General features: G+C 65.5%; 18 protein-coding genes. 3 read left to right on the plus strand and 15 right to left on the minus strand.

What is annotated here, in order from left to right; translation table 11 throughout:
- Positions 1–3: 3 nt before the first annotated feature.
- From BI327_RS32320 to BI327_RS32335, 4 genes are all read right to left on the minus strand, one after another.
- A complete protein-coding gene (locus BI327_RS32320) occupies positions 4–663 on the minus strand; it encodes a hypothetical protein (RefSeq protein WP_245334996.1) in 660 nt (219 codons plus the stop codon).
- Positions 664–809: 146 nt separating this feature from the next.
- On the minus strand, positions 810–2,864 hold the full coding sequence (locus BI327_RS32325; protein ID WP_245334997.1) for an alkaline phosphatase family protein: 2,055 nt from the start codon (positions 2,862–2,864) through the stop codon (positions 810–812).
- Positions 2,865–3,102: 238 nt separating this feature from the next.
- Complete coding sequence (locus tag BI327_RS32330; RefSeq protein ID WP_076865367.1) at positions 3,103–4,479, minus strand: cytochrome c peroxidase; 1,377 nt, start codon at positions 4,477–4,479, stop codon at positions 3,103–3,105.
- Positions 4,476–5,207: an EfeM/EfeO family lipoprotein gene (locus BI327_RS32335; RefSeq protein WP_245334998.1), complete on the minus strand. Its 732-nt coding sequence runs from the start codon at positions 5,205–5,207 to the stop codon at positions 4,476–4,478. Before BI327_RS32335 ends, BI327_RS32330 begins: the two co-directional genes overlap by 4 nt.
- Before the next feature lie 299 nt (positions 5,208–5,506).
- On the opposite strand from BI327_RS32335, the gene BI327_RS32340 reads away from it, so the two are divergent.
- The gene (locus tag BI327_RS32340) at positions 5,507–5,998 is read left to right on the plus strand and encodes a prepilin peptidase (protein ID WP_076865369.1); all 492 of its coding nucleotides are present in this window, start codon (positions 5,507–5,509) and stop codon (positions 5,996–5,998) included.
- A 10-nt stretch (positions 5,999–6,008) separates the two neighbouring features.
- Here BI327_RS32340 and BI327_RS32345 read toward each other — a convergent pair whose 3' ends face one another.
- Genes BI327_RS32345 through BI327_RS32390 form a run of 10 tightly spaced genes read right to left on the minus strand, consistent with a single transcriptional unit; the run spans position 6,009 to position 14,225 of the window.
- Complete coding sequence (locus tag BI327_RS32345) at positions 6,009–6,653, minus strand: hypothetical protein (protein WP_245334999.1); 645 nt, start codon at positions 6,651–6,653, stop codon at positions 6,009–6,011.
- On the minus strand, positions 6,653–7,216 hold the full coding sequence (gene gspM / locus BI327_RS32350) for a type II secretion system protein GspM (RefSeq protein WP_076865371.1): 564 nt from the start codon (positions 7,214–7,216) through the stop codon (positions 6,653–6,655). Before gspM ends, BI327_RS32345 begins: the two co-directional genes overlap by 1 nt.
- Entirely contained in the window at positions 7,213–8,286 is a 1,074-nt protein-coding gene (locus BI327_RS32355; protein WP_076865372.1) for a PilN domain-containing protein, read from the minus strand. The genes gspM and BI327_RS32355 overlap by 4 nt, the downstream gene beginning before the upstream one ends.
- Positions 8,286–9,215: a type II secretion system minor pseudopilin gene (locus tag BI327_RS32360; RefSeq protein ID WP_076865373.1), complete on the minus strand. Its 930-nt coding sequence runs from the start codon at positions 9,213–9,215 to the stop codon at positions 8,286–8,288. The genes BI327_RS32355 and BI327_RS32360 overlap by 1 nt, the downstream gene beginning before the upstream one ends.
- Positions 9,215–9,934 carry a PulJ/GspJ family protein gene (locus tag BI327_RS32365; RefSeq protein ID WP_076865374.1) on the minus strand — a complete coding sequence of 240 codons (720 nt, stop codon included), beginning with the start codon at positions 9,932–9,934 and terminating at the stop codon, positions 9,215–9,217. Before BI327_RS32365 ends, BI327_RS32360 begins: the two co-directional genes overlap by 1 nt.
- Positions 9,931–10,341, minus strand: a complete 411-nt coding sequence (locus BI327_RS32370) for a prepilin-type N-terminal cleavage/methylation domain-containing protein (protein WP_143271727.1) — start codon at positions 10,339–10,341, stop codon at positions 9,931–9,933. The genes BI327_RS32365 and BI327_RS32370 overlap by 4 nt, the downstream gene beginning before the upstream one ends.
- A complete protein-coding gene (locus BI327_RS32375; protein ID WP_076865517.1) occupies positions 10,316–10,780 on the minus strand; it encodes a prepilin-type N-terminal cleavage/methylation domain-containing protein in 465 nt (154 codons plus the stop codon). The genes BI327_RS32370 and BI327_RS32375 overlap by 26 nt, the downstream gene beginning before the upstream one ends.
- A 22-nt stretch (positions 10,781–10,802) precedes the next feature.
- Positions 10,803–11,315: a type II secretion system major pseudopilin GspG gene (gspG, locus tag BI327_RS32380; protein ID WP_076865375.1), complete on the minus strand. Its 513-nt coding sequence runs from the start codon at positions 11,313–11,315 to the stop codon at positions 10,803–10,805.
- A 17-nt stretch (positions 11,316–11,332) separates the two neighbouring features.
- Entirely contained in the window at positions 11,333–12,544 is a 1,212-nt protein-coding gene (locus tag BI327_RS32385; protein ID WP_076865376.1) for a type II secretion system F family protein, read from the minus strand.
- 4 nt (positions 12,545–12,548) lie between these two features.
- Positions 12,549–14,225 carry a GspE/PulE family protein gene (locus BI327_RS32390; protein ID WP_076865377.1) on the minus strand — a complete coding sequence of 559 codons (1,677 nt, stop codon included), beginning with the start codon at positions 14,223–14,225 and terminating at the stop codon, positions 12,549–12,551.
- A gap of 331 nt (positions 14,226–14,556) precedes the next feature.
- On the opposite strand from BI327_RS32390, the gene gspD reads away from it, so the two are divergent.
- Both gspD and BI327_RS32400 read left to right on the plus strand, forming a co-directional pair.
- Positions 14,557–16,935: a type II secretion system secretin GspD gene (gene gspD / locus BI327_RS32395; RefSeq protein ID WP_167386922.1), complete on the plus strand. Its 2,379-nt coding sequence runs from the start codon at positions 14,557–14,559 to the stop codon at positions 16,933–16,935.
- A gap of 76 nt (positions 16,936–17,011) precedes the next feature.
- Positions 17,012–17,485 carry a tetratricopeptide repeat protein gene (locus BI327_RS32400; RefSeq protein ID WP_076865519.1) on the plus strand — a complete coding sequence of 158 codons (474 nt, stop codon included), beginning with the start codon at positions 17,012–17,014 and terminating at the stop codon, positions 17,483–17,485.
- 6 nt (positions 17,486–17,491) lie between these two features.
- Here BI327_RS32400 and BI327_RS32405 read toward each other — a convergent pair whose 3' ends face one another.
- Positions 17,492–18,991, minus strand: coding sequence for a peptidase (locus tag BI327_RS32405; protein WP_076865379.1), 1,500 nt, complete (start codon positions 18,989–18,991; stop codon positions 17,492–17,494).
- Positions 18,992–18,993 lie beyond the last annotated feature (2 nt).

Here is an 18,993-nt window from a genome sequence, read left to right on the forward strand (position 1 = left end):
CAGTCACTGCGAGGCCGGTGGTTCAACCCATACGTCGCTCTGCTGGATCCTGCGGATCAGCGCCTGCGGATCGAATTTGCGCAAACCTGCGGGAATTTTGAAGCTTTGTGCCGGCTGGGGCTCGTCGCGGATGTGATCGGCGGCGATCAGCGTCCCATCCGCGGTCTTGATCTGCACCGGAAACCTGCGCTCGCGGTCGATCCAGGCGACAAAGCCGGCCCCGGCCGGCGCCGTGACGCGATAAACGTCCGTGTCGCGGCCCGAAATCGCTTCCGCGCCCTCGCGCTGGCAATGCCACGTCGCGGGATCGACCGGCGCGGCCAGCTGCGCAATCGCCTGCCATTGCCGGCAGGGATCGCCTGGGTCGACCGGAACGAACATCTGGGTCAGCGGACTGGACTGCCGCGCCTCCATGAAAACACGCGCGCCGGGACGAACGAAATACGCCGCGGGCCTTCCCGCATCGATCAGGAAGAAGCCGTCCGGCAACGCCTTTGCCTCGATCCGCGCCTTCTGTTGCGAGACGCGCAGCGTTCCCAACGCGGTTGACGTTTCGTCCTTCCGCGCGACGAGGTCGGCGGAAAACTGCTGCGCCGTGGCCGGCACCGGAGCATTGCCCAGGAGAGCAATGGCAAGCAGGCCGGCTGCCGTGCTCCTGCTCATCGAGCACGTCTTCTCGTTACGCTTCATCGCATGGTCCCAGTCGATCAAATGGTGGCAGGCAAAACGTGACGGCGCCGACCGAACCAATGGTTCGATCGGCGCCGGTCTTGGTTGGGATCAAGAACTCGTGCTGGACGAGCGCCCGATCACTCGGTGTAGGACAGCGTGACCGGCTTGCTGAAGTCGAACGCGTCGAACATGTCAGAGAGAGCCGGGCTGTTGGTCGGGACGTACTCGTTGTTCTTCGAGTAGCTCGGGTTCGGCAGGTTGTCGCGGCTGCGGTTCGTGAGCGGCTGGAGAGCCCAGTTGCGCTCGATGAACTTCAGCAGCGAAACGTGGTCGGCGTAGTTGTGGTTGACCTTGCCGCCCGTCGAATAGGGCGAGAGGATCAGGGTCGGAATGCGCGGTCCGTCGCCGAAGAAGTCGATCGACTGCTGGTAACCGGAGTCCCAGTAGCCGCCGGCCTCGTCCCAGGTGATGAAGACGGCGGTTTCCGCCTTCAGCTCCGGATTGTTGTCCAGCGCGTTGAGCACGTTCAGGACATAGGCCTCGAACAGGTCAACCTTCGAGCTCTGCGGATGACCGTCGAGCAGACCGTCCGGCTTGCCGAACGACACCGCAGGCAGCGTGTTGCCCTGGATCGCCGTGATCAGATCGGCAGTGTCCTTCATGTGAGCCTGACGCACGGCCGGGTTGGCCATGATCGAGGTCGCATACTGGAACGGATTGCAGATCTGGCAGTAGGCGACGCCGAGCGCGTGCGCCGGATCGGCGACCGCAGCGGCGCTGAGGTTGGGGTTCGACGGATTGGCGGCAACCGCGGCATTGGAAAGCGCCACGGCGTCGTTGAACGCACCACCATAATACGCCCAGGAGATGTTCTTCTCCATCAGCGCATCACCGATCGTGCGAACCGACGACGGCGGAACGTTGCTGCCACCCGACAACGCGCCGTTCGGCAGATAGCCGGGGTTGACGTTGTTGAGCATGTAGTAGTGGTTGGGCTTGCAGTTCGGCTCCGCCGCGTACGGCAGATTGTTGAGATAGGTGACGATCGGCTTCACGCCGGGCTGGAACACGTCCGAGCAGTTGCTCCAGTTGCCGTCGACGGTATAGCGGTTGACCGAGCCCGCGACCGGATTCGGGTTGGCGATGGCGGTCGCCGGCGGCGTCACCGGATTGCCCTTGCCGTCGCTCCAGAAGGCCGCATCGCCGGTGCCGAGCATGAAGTGGTTCGCGCCGGTGCCGCCATGGAACGACTGGTGGAAGTTGTCGCTCAGGGTGAAGCGATCGGCCAGCATCTTCAGCACCGGAGCCTGACCCTGCTGGGCATTGTAGAAGCCCATCGAGTTGGCCATGCTCTTGTTCGACGACGAATAGGTCGCCATCACGAACGGGAACAGGTCGTTCAGGCAGCCCGAATTGTTCTTCTTCGTGGCGTTGGCCGCGCTGCAGTCTTCCTGCTGCCAATCCTGATAGAAGCGGTGCGTCGAGTCGCCGGTGTAGTCGTCGTCGCTGATCTGCTCGCCCTGCAGCTGGAACGGTCCGTTGAGGCCGCCGGCGCCGGGAATGCGGGTATCCAGCACGCCGGTCGGCAGGCCGCTGAAGCCGGTGGTGAGAATGTCGAGATCGGCCGGGTCCATGTCCTTCTCGACGCTGGCCTCGGCGATCGTCTTGAACGGGGCGCCGGTGTCGCTCTGCGCGGTCGGCGTGCCGTTGGTGTTCGGCTGCGGCATCAGGTTGGTCGCGTTATAGGGCGACTTCGAGATGACGGGCGCGCCGATATAGTACAACGGCTGGCCAGCGACCGAGGCCTGCTGCGCCTGGGCGAAGTTCGGGCCCGGCGTGCCATCCTCGTTGACGATGCCCTTCGACAGCAGGTTGGAGATGGTCTGCCCCTTGCCCTTCGGCTTGTAGATACCGAAGGTGTGATCGAGGCCGCGGTTTTCACCGATCAGGATGATGACGTGCTTGATCGGCGAAGCGGTCTTCACGCCGTGATCGCCGTCGCCATGATGGCCATTGTCATGCTTCGCACGATCGCCCTCTTCGTGCGCCTGGTGATTGTGATGCGAGCGCTTGTCCCAATCACTGCGACCGCCCGGATAGTGAGCGGCATATGCGGCTGTTGCGACGAGCACCGATGACGCGATGCAGAGCGCGGTGCTGGTTCGCCAGTGCTTTTTGTAATTCAAACTCATTGTCGACCTCAGGGTGTTTGCGGTTAGCAACACACACTGCTTAGTGCGACAGTATGACGCATGCTTTTCGCTTACGTGAAAGCACGCGAGAAATTTCGAAACGTTCAAAGAATTTCTGCGGAGACATCCACTGCAGCATGCAGCATCTCCACGATTCGACCTTTCAACTGGAGATCGAAAATCGATTGCGCGATCCATGCAACGACGCCGACCGCAAATGCACTACAATACAGCTAAATCAGTGCGAAACGTGCCTGGAGCGCATCACCTCGCGAAGCGCAGCATAATGCTGGTCATGCACGCCCTGATTGAATAGCGACCACGGCTCGGCACTGGCCAACAGCGCAGGAACGGCAGCGGCCATCAGATTGCGATAATTCCTGAACTCGGCCGCAGCGTCGGCGTTGCGTCCTTCCGCAACCGCCATCTCTACGCGCCGCAGCGTGAGCACGAGCTCCTTGAGTCCGTTGCGCGCCAAGACACGCTGCTGCTCGCCGCCCGATACGCTGGTGTTCTTGCGATCGGGATATTGCTCGGTCAGTTCGCGCAGCTCGCGGCCGATCGTATCGACCGCCAACGCAACGATGTCCTTGTCGCCGGCAGGAATCGCGGTCGCAAGCACCGTCGAGAAATCGTTGATCTCTTTCAGAGTTGCACCGGCACCGTCGCGCTCATAGGGCTGCACGCCATCGCCGACGGCCGTGAGATAGGCGACGAGGTCGCCCTTGTCCTGCGCCGAGAGCTCGAGCTGAAAGGTCCGGTCGAAATAATCGACGACCTGGTTGTAGTTGTCGAAGCGGCCATCGTGAAAATACGGCGCATTGAAGTCGGCGTTGCGCAGCGTCGGCGTCTTGAACAGGCCGCCCGAACCGACGTCGTGCTGCTGGTGATCGACGAAGCCGGACGACGGAACATGGCACCCTGCGCAGCTCAGCGCAGGATCATGCGGGAACGGCTTGGTGAACAGCGCTTCGCCGCGGCGCTCCGCGTCGGTGATCTTGCCGGCGAGCCGTCCGGCGGGACCCAGGCTCGGATTGGGCAGGAAATCGACGTCGTGAAGATAGGCCACGATCGCATCGAGCGTGGCCGGCGACGGCTCGGGTCCGGCGAACTCGCTGGTGATGACGTTGTGGACGAAGTCGCGCAGCGAGGCGAACCGGCCGTCGGCGCCATAGGGCGCAAGATAGCGCGTGCCGCGCAGGCTCGGGATACGCACGGGATCGAACGCCAGATTGTTGGCCTTCGGATTGAACAGCGGACCGGTGGTGTCGAACGTGCCGGGCCGGCTCGACATCTTCGGCATGAAGAACTTGGCGTTGTTCGCACCATTGACGTGGCAGGTACCGCAGCTCACGCCGGCCTGCCGCGCTACTTCGCCGAGCAGCCCCGGCGAATTGAAGGCGAGATCGCCGAGATTGACCAGATACGACTTGGCGCCGGTCCGCTCGGACTGGAACACCTCGCGCGGCTTGTCGAGCGCATCCTCGTTCAGCTCGGTCGCCACCGGCAGCACCGTCTTGTCACCGTCGACCGGAAACGCCACAGCGCGCCCGAGCAGTGCAAGGGCGAAGACACCGGAGAGCAGCGCAGCCAGACGCAGGTGAAGCGAGGTCATCGCGCCTGGGCCTCCAGGGTCGGGCGCTGCAGCCCGAGCTTTGCCGAGGCACTCTGCAATGCAATGACCAGTTCTTCGCTGGTCTGGCGCAGGTCGGCGATATTGACATGCGGCAGGTCGGGCGTGGCGACGATCGCCTCGAGCTGCTCGATCCGGTTCGTCACCATTTCATCGAGCTTGCCGTCGACCGTGTTGAGCGCGGCGGAGAAGATCGTGTGGTACGCGAAGTCGATGCCCGCGATATTGTTGCGCATGTCGTCGAGCGAGGTGCCGCTGATCCGCGACTCGCCGCCATCGGCCTTGCTCTCGCCGACTTCGTAGGCGAGCCGCACGGTGCCGTCGAGCAGACCCTGCGGGGTCAGCTTGATGTCCTTGAGCTTGCCGTGAAGATCATTGAGGTGCTCGACAAGACCGGTCGCATCAGTGGCTACGTCGGTGCTGCCGGCACCGAACAGCTTGGCCTCGATCGCGTGGAACCCGCTGTCCGCGTTCGGCCAGGCGTCGATCTGCGCATCGAGTTCGGGCACGAAGCCCGCGGTGAACACCTCCGAGCGCTCCCAGCCGGCGCGCGCCGACAACCAGGCCTTCTTTGCACCGGGCAAGTCCGCCGCAGCGGCGTGCTCGCGCAATGCACGCGCGCCTGCCAGCGCACTGGCAACGCCCTCGATCAAATACGGCCGATAGCGCTCGGCGCCGTCCTCGAGAGCGCCCGCGTTCGCGGCGTGCATGCCTGTCGACGCTGCCAGCAAAGCCAGGCACGCCGCCACTCGCATCTTGTGCATAGTCAAACCCAGTCATCTGCCACGAAGGGCTCGCGGCACGTAACGGAGCGAACTATTGTCGGTATCCTATGCGGATTTGTGACAGCGCAGACTTTTTGTCGCACCTTTTCTGCTTCGTCATCGTCGATGACGATCACAATCTCGCAAACGCATCGCGCCGTTGCCGGTCGATTGAAAATGCACTGTTCAACGCGCGCGAGTTGTTGCAACACAGAGCGTGTACGCGTCACACTTGTCCCGCCACCATGCAGATCGATCGCGAAGTTCTTTATTTCATCGGAGCTTACGGCGCGCTTTGCGTGCTGTGCTGTGCCGTCGCGCTGATCGATCTTCGCCACGGTATCATTCCCGATGGGCTAAATCTCGCAATCGCCGCGCTCGGGCTCGCCAACGTCGTCATTACGGATGGAACGAGCGCGGCCTTCAGCGCGATGGCGATCGCCGGCCTCGTCGGCATCCTGTTCTGGCTCTTGCAGCGTCTCTACTTCGCCGTGCGGCATGTGGACGGGTTGGGACTCGGCGACGTCAAGTTTCTTGCCGCCGCGTCGATCTGGGTCGGCGCGATCGGAATTCCGACCTTGCTGCTGATCGCGGCACTCGCAGCGCTTGGTGTTGCCGGCGGCCTGCAACTGGCGGGACGCGAGATGAAGCGCCAGACGTCGATCCCGTTCGGTCCCTTTCTGGCGCTCGGGCTTCTCGTGACGCCGGCCTTGCAGAGCTGGCTGGGATTGAACTAGGTACGCGACCTCACATCTGGCGCCGAGCGGCCAACGGTTTCCGCTCGGTGCTGACCGGAACGAGGCGGGCATCGCCGCTCTCTTCGCCGCCGGGCTGGGGCAATGTCAGCACCGCCGCCTGCTCGTCCTTCTGCATCGTGGCTTCGCGCCCGTTGATCGACCGCAGCTTCCATCCCTGGAACTCGTCGCCGACCTTCAGCCGCAGCGCGGTCTTGTTCGACTGATCGAGAAAGATCCCGAAGCTTTCATCATCTCCCGTGATGGTGCCGACCAGCGACAGCGGCGGCGGCTCGATCGCGACCTTGCGCGGCGGCGGCGGTGGCGCCTTGGTGACTTCCGGCTCCGCGACCACCGCGGGCGGCGGTCGCCGCGATGGCGAGAACACCGGGCGGTCGCGCGTGTTGGACAGCGTCTTGAGCGGAATGCCCCACAGCGGATTGGCGCTGAGCGGCCGCGGCGTCGGGGCCGGCGCGGGCGCCACCCGGACCGACGTCACCGGTTCGGACGGCGGCGGCGAACTCAGCGCCGGTCCGCCCAAACGGGTATCGTCGAGCAGCCCGCCGTCCAGTGCATCACCGGCCCGATCAGGCACGGCAGCCGGCGCCGAAAAAGCCGACACCGCCAACAGCACGATGGTCGCTGCGAAGCGTCGCATCATTTGGCTCCTCGCCATTGTCCGGAGACGCCGAGCAAGACGCGCAGCTTGCCGGGATCGGCGCCCTTGGCGGCCTCGTCGGCGACGGGCTGCACGACCAGCTGGTCGATGAACAGGAACGGCATGCCGGCTTCGAGATCGTAAAGCACCTGCTGCAACTGCGCCTGCTCGATCTCGCTGCTCGCGACCATGCTGATGAAGCCGGCCTTGGCCGGCGCGTTGGGAACGTCAAGCTGCGTCGACAACACGTTGCCGCCGGCCTTGATCACCGCGCCCGATACGCGCTGCAACAAGGTGGCGCCGGCAACCGTGACGGTCGCCCCTTCGAGGTAGGCGGAGCCGGTCGGCATCGCGGGCTGACCGGGCGCGGTATTCGCCTTGGATCGTCCCTCCAGCTGCTCCAGCATTCCGGCCGACGCCGCGACGTCGCTGCGCAGTCCGATGATATCCGAGAGCGACGAGATCACGACAAAGAGCAGCAGCACGAACAGACCGAGATAGCTCGCGGTCGCGACCAGTGGCGAGGTGCTGACGGCGGTCAGCGATCGGGATGCTGCGCTCATGAGCCGGACCCAAAGTAAGCTGATATATTGGCTTCGACGTGGAACCGCTCCGCCGATTCATTCGCGGCGCGGGTCGTCGGCGCGAAGAACGTCGCGCGGGTGAATTGCGGTGACTGCTCCAGCAGGCGGATCAGCGATGGCGCGTCCTGGGTCAGCCCCACCACCTGCACCTTGTTGTTCTCGATGCGGAGCTCCGTGACATAGGTCGTATCGGGCAGCACGCGCGAGACGGCTTCCAGAACCATGACGCTCGACGGCGTGGTCTGCTTGCGCTTGGCCAGCAGGCCGAGCCCGGACGTATCGCCATTGGCATCGAGGCGCAGCGCGGCGCGACGCTGCGAGATCCGATGTTGTAGGTCCTCCTGCTCCGATTGCAGGTATCCGCCGAGATAGATGTTCGCCAGCAGGGAGACCGCGGCCGCGGCCGCGGTCGAGACCAGGCCGATGCGCAGCAGGCGCGGAACCGCCGGCCCGGCAAGGCCGCGTAGCGAGCGGTCGAGCAGCGTCACCTGTTGCGGGGTGCCGTCGCTGCCAACCGCCGGCGCCGACACCGCAACGGAGGCGGCCCCCAGCATCCCGGCCATCCGGATCAACGGATCGACCTTGGCCGCCGCGGTCGCGCTGAACGCGACTTCGATGCGGTCATTGGAGATCGGCTGCGGCGCACCCCAGCCGAACGCGGCGTCCGCGGCGGTCCATGGTGTCAGCCGGTCGACCTGCGCGCGGATCATGCCGTCGAGGAAGTCGCCCGCCTGGCTCGGGAAATCGAGCACACGGCTGACGACGTGGTCCGATCGCAATCGCACCTCGATACGGCTGCCGTCGAGCGCCGTCTTCCACTCCGCCGGCAACGGAGGCCGCGGCGCATCGTGATCGAGCCGGAACGAAAGCGGCGCTGACGGCGAGCCGTCCTTCGCCGCAGCGAGGCGCGCGGTGAACGTGCCGTCGGCGTTCTCGTCGAGCGCGACGCTGCGCCGGCGCATGAACCTGCCCGCGACGCCGTCAACGGTCGTCGCCACCGCGCCGATCCATTGCTCGAACCATTGCCGTGCTTCGGCGAGCATTGCCATCAACCTTTCCTGCGCGGCAGAACGATACTTCGCGGCTCGACGTCGTTCTGCCAGGACAACACACGATATGGCTCGACCTTGTCGCCGAGCGCAATCACCGCTTCGGACGAAGTGCGGTGACCGTTGCGGAACCGGATCGATATTGCGATCCGGTAGCAAGGACTCTGCGCCGTCGAAGCGGCAGGCTGCGGATTGGGGCCCTGCGCGCCCGCGGCGATGCCGTTCGGCGACGGAGCACTTGCCCCGAGCGCGGACGACCCGAAACTGTCCTGTTGCTTCCCCGACGCCTTATCCACCGCCAGCGCGACTTCGGGTGCAGCGATGGTCGGATCGACATCCGGACTGCCGTTGAACACCGTCACGAACGGCAACACGCGATCGACGAAGGCTTCCGGGATGCCGGCGACCAGCGCCAGCTCGTTGACATGGGTGAACAGCCCCTGGCGCGGCGAATAGCCAAGCGCGTTGTAGCGCGCGGCCTCCACATTCTCGCTGCCCGGCGTGGGCCGGGTTCGCCAGCCGACGATGCGATCGGCATATTCGGAAGCGGCGTCCTTTCGGGCGCCGAGCACGACGAAGAGGCCGGTCAGCATTTCCTTCGACGCATAGTTCAGGTCGACGCGGCCGGCTTCCGACGTGAAGCTCACGTTGACGCTGGCATCATCCAGCCCGAAATGGAATGCTCCGTACTGCGGCCTCGTCTTGTCGTCGGTCAGCGTCAGCTGATAGGCGGTGAGCTCGAGCCCGGCCGACACCAGCGCCTCGGTCTGCAACGACAGATCGCTGGCCGCCAACGCGCGCGCTGATGCGGCAAGATAGGCCGAGAAGATGATCGCAAGCGACGACAGCGCGAGCAGGATCCAGAGCACCGCAACGATGACGAAGCCGCGATTGGCCGGCGATCGGCCGAGATTGCCGGGCGCACCCATCACGTCTTCCCCTGGTCGGTCGCAGCGTCGGACCCCTGCTTGTCGCCGCAATTGCCGTCCGGCTTGGTGCAGTCGCTCGGAATCTGGACATGGACCGGCGCGATGGTCGAAACCGACAGGACGCGCTGGCTCGCCGCGTCACGCACGGTGAGCCGGATCATCGCCGGCAGTTTGCTGGCATCCTTCCACGCGCTCTTCCAGGCCCGGTCGGCGCCGGCATAGGCAAAGGACAGCCGATAGGGCGCGCGCAGCAACACGACGGGACTGCCGAGATGCACCTGCTCCGACAGCGACACCCCGTCGGCCAGCGGCGTGAAGCGCGTCTGGGTGCGAACCGTGACGAACTCGCCGCGATCCCTGACCTCGCCGAGGCGCACCACGTCGAGCCCCGCCCCGGCATTCGGCCCGACCGACGTCCGCACGAACGTGACCGACAATTCCGATCCGTCGAACAGCGGCTTGTGGGTATCGCGGTTGGCGGCAACGAACTCCGCCGCGGCGAGATCGGCGCCGATCCGCTCCAGCGCGATCCCGATCAATTCGCTGCGCTGGATCCGGTCAATGCCCCTGTTCCAGCTCGGCAGCCATTCTCCCGTGATGCCGGCGAGGGCCGACAGCAACAGCCCCATCAGCGCCAGCGCGACGATGGTCTCGATCAGCGTGAAGCCGCGTTCACCCGCTCGCTCGGCTGTCCTTGTTGCTGTCTTGACCGCGGTCATTCCGAAGACCTCGGCATCAGGCGCACGGTGCGAATGTCGGACAGGGCGCCGCCCGGCGATTTGACGCGAATCCGCACCAGTTCCGGGGCCCAGGGCGCGTTGCCCTCGGGCACCGTCCAGTCGCCGCCGAGCGGACTGACATCGATGGTCCAGCGGTAGCCTTCCGCCTGCCCTGTCGATGCGCCCGGCTGCAATTCCGCGCGGGGCGGAATACCGACCGTCATCAACGTGCGCACCGCCTGCATCAGCGCGACGTGTTGTTCCATCGCCCGCACGCCGCGCGTCTTGACGCCCATCACGGCGCCGATCGCAACGATCGAGACAGCCACCAGCGCCAGCGCCACCAGCACTTCGATGATGGTGAAGCCCGCATCAGCGCGGTCAGTTGGCGGCGACGTCGCGAGCAACGATTTCAACCCTTCCGGTGAGCCAATTGACGCGAACCTCATATCCCGCATCGAGCCGCGTCAGCGCGATGGAGCCGCCGCAGGAACCGCCATTGGCGAAGAAGCGGATGGTCGACAGCGCCGCGCGGCGCTGGCAGCTTTGCGGCAGCACCGCATCGAACCGCACGTCATCGGGGATTCGCACCGTCATGCGCGACGCCCCCGAATGGATCACCCGGCTCGACGCATCCACCAGCGTCGCGACGCTGGTGCTGCGCTCGATCGCCGCATTGCGATCGGCCTTCAGCAACGTCGCGGTTTGCAGCGCATAGGCCTGCAAGCGCGACCGTGAGGTCTGGTGTGGAATGAACGGAAGCAGCACGGCCGCCAGCAGCGCGATGATGGCGAGCACGCACACCATCTCGAGCAGGGTAAAACCGCGCTGCGTCGCGTCATTCATGCGCGCCATGCATCCTTCTTTGTCACTCGTTGTTGGCGGCCGTGGTCTTCTCGAGCGAGATATCGGCCGAGGTACCGCTGCCGCCCTCCTGACCGTCGGAGCCATAGGAGACGATGTCGTATGGCCCGTGCTCGCCGGGCGAGCGATAGAGATAAGGGTGGTTCCAGGGATCGTTCGGGACGTTGCCGCCCTTCAGATACGGGCCGTTCCAAGCGGCGACGCCCGGCGTACGCCGGACCAGCGCGGCAAGTCCCTCTGCCGTGGAGGGGAAGCGCCCGGCGTCGAGATAGAACAGATCGAGCGCGCTGGAGAAGCTCTGCAACTGGATGCGCGCGGTCTTGACCTTGGATTCGCTGAGATAGTTGAGCACGCGCGGCCCGATCAGCCCCATGATGAGGCCGATGATCGCGATCACGACCAGCATCTCGACCAGCGTGAAGCCCGCCTCGCCCGTTCGTCCCGGCCGTTGCGATTGCGTGCGATTGCGTCCCGCTCGCGTGGACAATGCCTCGATGATGGTGATGCGCGATATCATGACCGATGACCCCTGCTTTAGCCGACTAGCTGCGTGACCGAGAGCAGCGCCGTCATCACCGATACGATCAGTCCGCCGACGACGGTGCTGATCGTGATGATCGCCAGCGGACCGACGATGCCGACGACGCGGTCCAGGCTGCGCTGCAATTTTGCTTCGTAGAATTCCGCGACCCGCCCGGCCAAGGCCGGCAGTTGCCCGGTCTCTTCGCCGAGCCGCAGCATGCGGACCGCCATCGGCGGCAGGCTGTCCGCCACCGCGAGGGCTTCCGATAATTTGCCGCCATGACGGACGCGGTCGGCGGCGGCGGTCCAGTTCGCCTCGCTCCCGGTCACCGCCATGATGTCGACGAGGATGCGCAGCGCGGCCGTGAGGTTGACGCCGCTGCCGAGCAGGACGCCGAGATTGCGGCAGAACAGGCTGGCGCGGTAGAACTGGAAAGCGCTGCTGATGCCCGGCACCCGCGAGATCCCGTTGACCAGGGCGGCGCGCACCCGCGCCTGCCGCAGCAGCCACCACACGAGCGCGATCGTCGCCGCGCTGATCAGGCTCGCCGCCGTGGCATTGGCGCGCAGGAAATCCGATAGCGCGATGAAGCTGGCGAGCGCGGTATCCGACTTGCCGCCGAAATCGCCCAGCACCGTCGAGAATTGCGGCAGCACGAACAGCAGGAAGAACAGCATCACGCCGGATGCCGCGACCAGCACGAAGGCCGGATACTGCATCGCGTCGGTCAGCTTGCGCCGCATCTGCTCGGAGCGCGCGCGCTCGGTTCCCAGCATCTCCAGCACGGAATCCAGCGTGCCGGAGATTTCGCCGACCCGGACCAGGGCGATATACATCGGCTGGAACAGGGTCGGATGATCCGCCACCGCATCGGCAAAGCTCTCGCCGGTAAGCAGGGCGGCGCGAATTTTCGCCACCACCGGACGCATCCGGCCGACATCGGCGTCGCCGGACAACAGCTCCAGCGCATCGTCGAGCCGCGCGCCGGCCTTGAGCAGCAGCGCGAGATCGCGCGTGAACGTGGTGACCTCGGCGGCGCTCGGCCCGCCGAACAGGCTGCGGCCACCGGCGGCGCCGGATGCGCGCTTGTCCTCGGTGGTTTCGATCGGCAGCAGCTTGAGATATTCGATCCGCCGCGCCACCTCGGCCGCGGTCGGTGCCGAGATCGTGCCGTTCACGATCTCGCCGGCCTGGGTCAGAGCGCGATAGCGATAATTCGGCACGGCGTCACCGCACCGTCGCCACGCGGAGGATCTCGGCGGGCGAGGTCAATCCGGCGCGGCATTTGGCGACCCCGTCATCGAGCATCGTGGTCATGCCCGCCCGGATCGCCATCGTATCGATCTTCAGCCCGTCGGTTCGCTCTCCGATCAGTTCACGCAGTTCATTGGACAGTTCGAGCAGCTCGAACACGCCGAGGCGGCCGCGATAGCCGGTGCCGCCGCAGCGCTCGCAGCCGGATGGCTCCTGGATGATCTCGTCCGCGCAGAACCCGAGCGCGGCGAGCCGGGGATCCTCGGTGAAGTCAGCCGCCGCCAGCGGCCGCGCCGTCTTGCAGCGCTCGCACAATTGCCGGACCAGACGTTGCGCGATCACGCCGCGCAACACGGAACGCAGCAGATAACCCTCGACCCCGAGGTCGAGCAGGCGCGGCACTGCGGCCGCCGCCGTCTCGGTGTGCAGCGTCGTCAGCACCAGATGCCCGGTCAGCGCCGCATGCACCGCGACATGCGCGGTCTCAGAGTCGCGGATTTCGCCGACCATGATCACATCAGGGTCCTGGCGAACGAAGGACCGCAGGGCGGTCGCGAAGGTCAGGCCGATCGCGGGCTTGATCTGGGACTGGTTGACGCCGGGAATCTCGTATTCGACCGGGTCCTCGATCGTCAGGATCTTGCGGCTGGGCTCGTTGAGGATCGACAGGATGGTCGCCAGCGTCGTGGTCTTGCCGCTGCCGGTCGGCCCGGTGATCACAACCATGCCGTGCGGCAGCTTCAGGAGTCGCCGCAACTTGCCTTCGTCGGGCTCGGAAAACCCCAGCTTTTCGACGACCAGCAGGCCGCGATCCTTGGGCAGGATGCGGATCACGGCGGATTCGCCGTGCTGCGTCGGCATGATCGCGACGCGGATATCGATGTCGGTCCGCCCGGCCCGCAGCCGCGCCGCGCCGTCCTGCGGCAGGCGGCGCTCGGCGATATTGAGATTGGCGATGATCTTGATGCGGGAGACCACCGCCTGCGGCAGCACGCCGGTCAGCGCCGCGACCGGCCGCAGCAAGCCGTCGATCCGCAGGCGCACCATGAGGCCGGCGGAAAACGGCTCGATATGGATGTCGCTGGCGCGAAGCTCGACCGCCTTCTCGATCAGGTCATTGACCGCGCGCACCACCGGTGCGCCGCTGGCGAGATCGCGCAGGCTCTCGATGTCGTCTTCGCGCGGCAGTGCCGCCGCCGTATCAGCGGCCTCGGCTTCCTCGGCACTGGAGGAGTTGTTCAGCGCGATGGCGACGTCCTCAGATGACGCCACTTTCACATTGATGCCGGCACCAAGCACGATCTGTGCCGCGCGCAGCGTTGCCTGGTCGGTCGGGTCGACCACCGCAAGCACCGTGGTCCCATCGGCGGCCCGGCACGGATAGACCATGGTCTCGCGCAGGAAGCGCGGCGAGAACGCCCCGACCAGCGGTTCGACCGAGGTCATCTCCTGCAACGTCAGGCGGCCGAGCGCAAAGAAGCGCGCGGCTTCGTCGGCGAATTCAGTCGGTGAGAGGCTGGTGAGCTCCCACAGCTTCAACTGCCTGACGTCGGCGCCCTGCCCGGTCCGCTCAGCCGATCCCTCGATCGGCGCCAGGTGATTGTTCTGACGGAGATAATCCACGAACCGAACGGACAGGTCGTTGGCCATTCCAGATATCCCGCCACACTATCCCGGATCAGTTCGTGCCAAGGGCCGCTGCGTGCCGTCGCATTCGGCTCCCGGCAATTGTGCGGTTATCGATCCGAAGTGTGACAGCTGTGCGAAGTCACATCGCTCACCCACTCAAGAAGCTTTGACGTGGCATCGCGGACACGACGGCGCACGGCTGCACAATTTTGGTGCGATGCGAGGGCAAGGCGCGAACGACAATCATGTAACCAATTTATTTCTGTCATGTTCGATCGCTAAGAGTCCCTCCGGGGTAGGACCGATCGTCGCAAGCAATCGAAATTCCAGTTAGTCAGACCGAAGGGCCTTCATGCAACGCGTAGGCACAGTGGGCCGCTGCCCGACGATTCGTGGCGGCCTCGCAGCCATTTTTGCCCTGACGTCACTGGGGTTGTTGGCGTCCTGCAATTCCGCGACGGTCGGCGAAAGCGTCGACGCGTCCCAGCTCGACGTCACCGACAAGGTGCGCTCGCTGGATCTGGCGCAGCGCCAGCCGCAACAGGTCAGCGCGCTGGCGGCGACGGGCGGCAGCCAGAGCGGCAGCGTCCGCGCGGCGATGTATGATGGAAGCGAGGTGACGGCGGTCGCCGATGCGCGGCCGCAGCCGGCGTCGAACGGCAATGGCTTCGACCTGAATTTCGAGAGCACGCCGGTGGCGACTGTCGCCAAGGTCGTGCTCGGCGACATCCTGCATGTCGGCTACACCATCGACCCGCGGGTACAGGGCACCGTGAGCCTCGTGTCGGTCCGCCCGGTGCCGAAATCCGACATGGTGTTCGTGCTTGAGAACGCGCTGCGCCTGAGCGGCGTGGTGCTGCTCAAGGATACGGCGGGCTATCGCCTGACGCCGCTCGGCGATGCCGTCGGCGGCGGCCGCGTTGATGCCGCGGCAGCCAATCCCGAGGCCGGATTCGGCATCTCGGTGGTTCCCCTGCAATATGTGTCGGCCCAGACCCTGCTGAAGCTGACCGACAGCTTCGCCACCAGGGCCGGCTCGGTCCGCGCCGATACCACGCGCAATCTGCTTTTGATCCAGGGCACCGGCGCCGAGCGCCGCACCGCCGTCGACACCGTGCTCAGCTTCGACGTCGACTGGATGCGTGGCCAATCCGTCGGCATCTTCCCGATCTCGAGCGGGTCGCCTGCGCCCGTCATTGCCGAGCTGGAGAAGATCGTCGATTCAGGCGAGAACGGCCTCAGCCAGAACGTCATCAAGTTCATGCCGATCCAGCGCCTGAACGCGATCCTGGTCGTGACCAAGAAGCCGGACATGCTGCATACGGCCGCGACCTGGATCAAGCGGCTCGACCGCAACGACACCGCGCGCACCTCGGTCCATGTCTACCGCGTCAAATACGGCGATGCGCGCCAGATGGCGCGGGTGCTGACCGACATGTTCCTCGGCGGCTCGTCAGGCAACCTGCTCGACAGCGCCGACAGCCAGCTCGCACCCGGCTCCGGCACCTCGTCGACCTCGAGCGTCGCCGACCGGCTGTCGCTCAACAACAACAACGGCTCGAATTCGGGCATGAGCGGCTTCGCATCCCGCGGCACGTCGGGGACGGGCGGAACCGGCTTGGGCCAGGGATTCGGCGCCGGCGGGCAATCGAACAATCCCAACAATCAAGGCCAGGGCAACAATGCCGCGCTGGATAGCGGACGCGGCGCCAGCGGCGGCAACGGCCAGCCCGTGATGCAGGACGTGCGGATCACGCCCGATGTCGTGAACAACAATCTGCTGATCTACGCCGACCAGGCCAACTACCGCATCATCGAATCGACGCTGATGCAGATCGACGAACCGCAGCTCCAGGTCGCGATCAACGCGACGATCGCCGAGGTCACGCTCAACAACACCCTGTCCTATGGCGTGCAGACCTATCTCACCAGCCAGAACCTCGGCCTGAAGCCGAACACCGGCTCGATCCTCGGCACCCAGGCCACCGCGGCGCCCGCGACCACCACGGACGCAACCACCGGCGCCGTCTCGGTCGCGGGTTCGCTCACCAACGCCTTCATCAACCAGAGCTTCCCGGGCTTCAACTTCCTGATCGGAAACGCAACGCAACCGAGCCTGATCCTGGATGCGCTGCACGCCGTCACCAGCGTCAAGGTGCTCTCCAATCCGTCGCTGGTCGTGATCAACAACCAGGTCGCGACCCTGCAGGTCGGCGACGTCGTCCCGGTGTCGACCGGCAGCGCGACGGTGCTGACCACGAGCAACACGGTGGTCAACACCATCGACTATCGCAACACCGGCATCATCCTGAAGGTCTCGCCGCGCGTCAGCGTGAACGGCACCGTGCGGCTCGATGTCGAGCAGGAGATCAGCAACGTTCCGCAGAGCAACGGCACGGTCAACCTGACGCCGACCGTTTCGGAACGGCGGGTCAAGAGCCAGATTTCAGTGGCCAACGGCCAGACCGTGCTCCTCGCGGGCCTGATCAGCGAACAGCAGAGCGGCGCGCGCAATGCGCTTCCCGTGCTTGACCAGATTCCCGGCCTCGGTGATGCGTTCGGACATCAGAGCAACGGCACCCAGCGCACCGAGCTGATCATCTTCATCCGCCCGCAGATCATCCGCAATGGTTCCGACGCCCAGACCGTGGCGGAGGAGCTGCGATCGAAATTGCGCGGCAGCATCGCCACGACGTCGACCAATGCGCCGATCACCACCAGCTATCACTAGGCCGGAGGGCAGGATGTGCCGCATGCTCGCACAACGGATGAGCCGCTCGGCTTCGCTTGCGGTCCTGCTTTGCGCGATGACCGCCTCGGTCGCGAGCGCCGACAGCGTTGCGCGCGGAGCGGCCGCCTTCCATCGCGGCGACTATGTCAGGGCGGCGCAGGAGCTTTCGCCGGCCGCCGATCGCAACAACGCAAGGGCGCTCGGCCTGCTCGGCTTCATGTATGAGCACGGCTTCGGCGTGCCGCAGGCCTACGTCGCCGCAGCCGATCTCTATTATCGCGGCGCCGTGCAGGGCGACCCGTTCGCGCAAGCCCAGCTCGGCCTGTTATACGACAAGGGCCACGGCGTTCCGAACGATTACGTGCTGGCCTACAAGTGGCTCAACCTGGCGGCTGCCCGATCCTGCGGGCGGCAGCGCGACGCCTATCTCCGCTTCCGCGATGCGGTCGCATCAAAACTCTCGACCTATGAGATCATTGCCGGCCAACGGTTTGCATTGGGATGGGTCCCGGACCGGCTGGCGCCCGACATGCATCTGACGGTCAAGTAGCCGCGGCTATGACGACATACGCACGCGGCTCGCAGACACCTGCCTCGCTCGCACCTTTCGCCGCCGCAGCCGGCGCCAGCCGATCACGACGCCGCTGATCGAGACGATCGTACCGACTGCTGAGAGCAGCCACACCACGATGTCGCGCGCCGGCCAGATGCGCAGCAGCAGCGGGAAGTCGAGGCTGTGCAGGGCGTTGAACAGCCACCGATAGGAACGGCGGCTGTCATCGCTGCGGTCGAGGATCTCGGCGGTGACCGGAGAGACGTGCAGCCAGGTGTGTGCGGGATCGTTGAAGCCGATCCGCAGCACAGGCAGCTCCCGCGACTGGTGCAGCGTGTACCAATAGGCATCGGGCTCATCGAGCTGCCGCGCGGATATCACGGCAGCTTCGGGCATTGCGCGCCGGGCCGCCGCGATGATGTCGTCACGCGAGAGCGTTACGGGCGCACCGGTGGCGGGATCGGCGAGGCTGCGACGGCCATTGCTGTCGTCGAGCAACATCAGCCGGCGTCTGCCGATCCAGACGAAGCGCACCTCCACTGCCGGCATCGATGGCTGCGACTGGAAGCCCGCAACGATATCGGGCCTGTCGTGGCCGCCGTAGCCGACCGCGATCTCGCGGGTGACGCCGCGGCCGGAGAATGCGCCACCGGGATTGAGCGACAGCCAGCCGCTGAACATCCAGGTGAAGACGAAGATGCCGCCGATCAGGCCGGCGATGTGATGCCAGGCCATCCAGCCGCGATAGGGTGAGACGGCGCCGCTGGCGTAACGGCGGGTCAGCCGCAGGCGCAGAATGCCGATCCAGAAGCCGGTGACCGCGACCACGAGGCAGACGCCCGAGATCCACAACACCACGTCCCGCCACAGCGGGCCGTCCTTGCGCAACACGGTCGGATAGATCCAGTGCGGGATCGAGCCGAGCCAGTTCCAGACCCGCTCCCGCCGCGTGGTGTCGAGCGCGATCTCGCCCGAGCGCGAGGAGACATAGAGCTCGGTGCCGTCGGCGTCGCCGAGGCTGATCAGATAAAGTGGCCGCAACGGATCGAAGCGCGCGGTGACCGACCATTGATCGCGCGTCACCGTATCGCGCAATTGCGGCTGCACGGCATGCGGGTGATGGCGAGCGATGGCAAGCGCCTGATCCGGCGTGATGCGGTCGATCACGCTTCCATCGATCGCCGAAACGGTGACGGCGGCGCCCTTCCAGGCGGCGATGCGATAGACCGGCGTCTCGTCCATCATCGAGAGCCGCAGGTCGCGCGGATAGTGCTCCATCCCGGCGATCGCCATCGCGCGATCCGGCGAGACCTGAACCTTGTTCCAGAGAATGACAGGGAGCGCGGCGAGGCGCTCGCTGTCGGTGAGGCGTGGAAAGGCCACGTACATCATGACGAGGCCGGAGATGAACCACATCGCGAACAGCAGGCAGGTCGCAATGCCGATCCAGCGATGGACGACATAGAGCCACCGCCGCCCCCGCCGGATCAGAGCCTTGCGCATGA

Source organism: Bradyrhizobium mercantei, assembly GCF_001982635.1.
In the GTDB taxonomy this organism is placed as follows: domain Bacteria; phylum Pseudomonadota; class Alphaproteobacteria; order Rhizobiales; family Xanthobacteraceae; genus Bradyrhizobium; species Bradyrhizobium mercantei.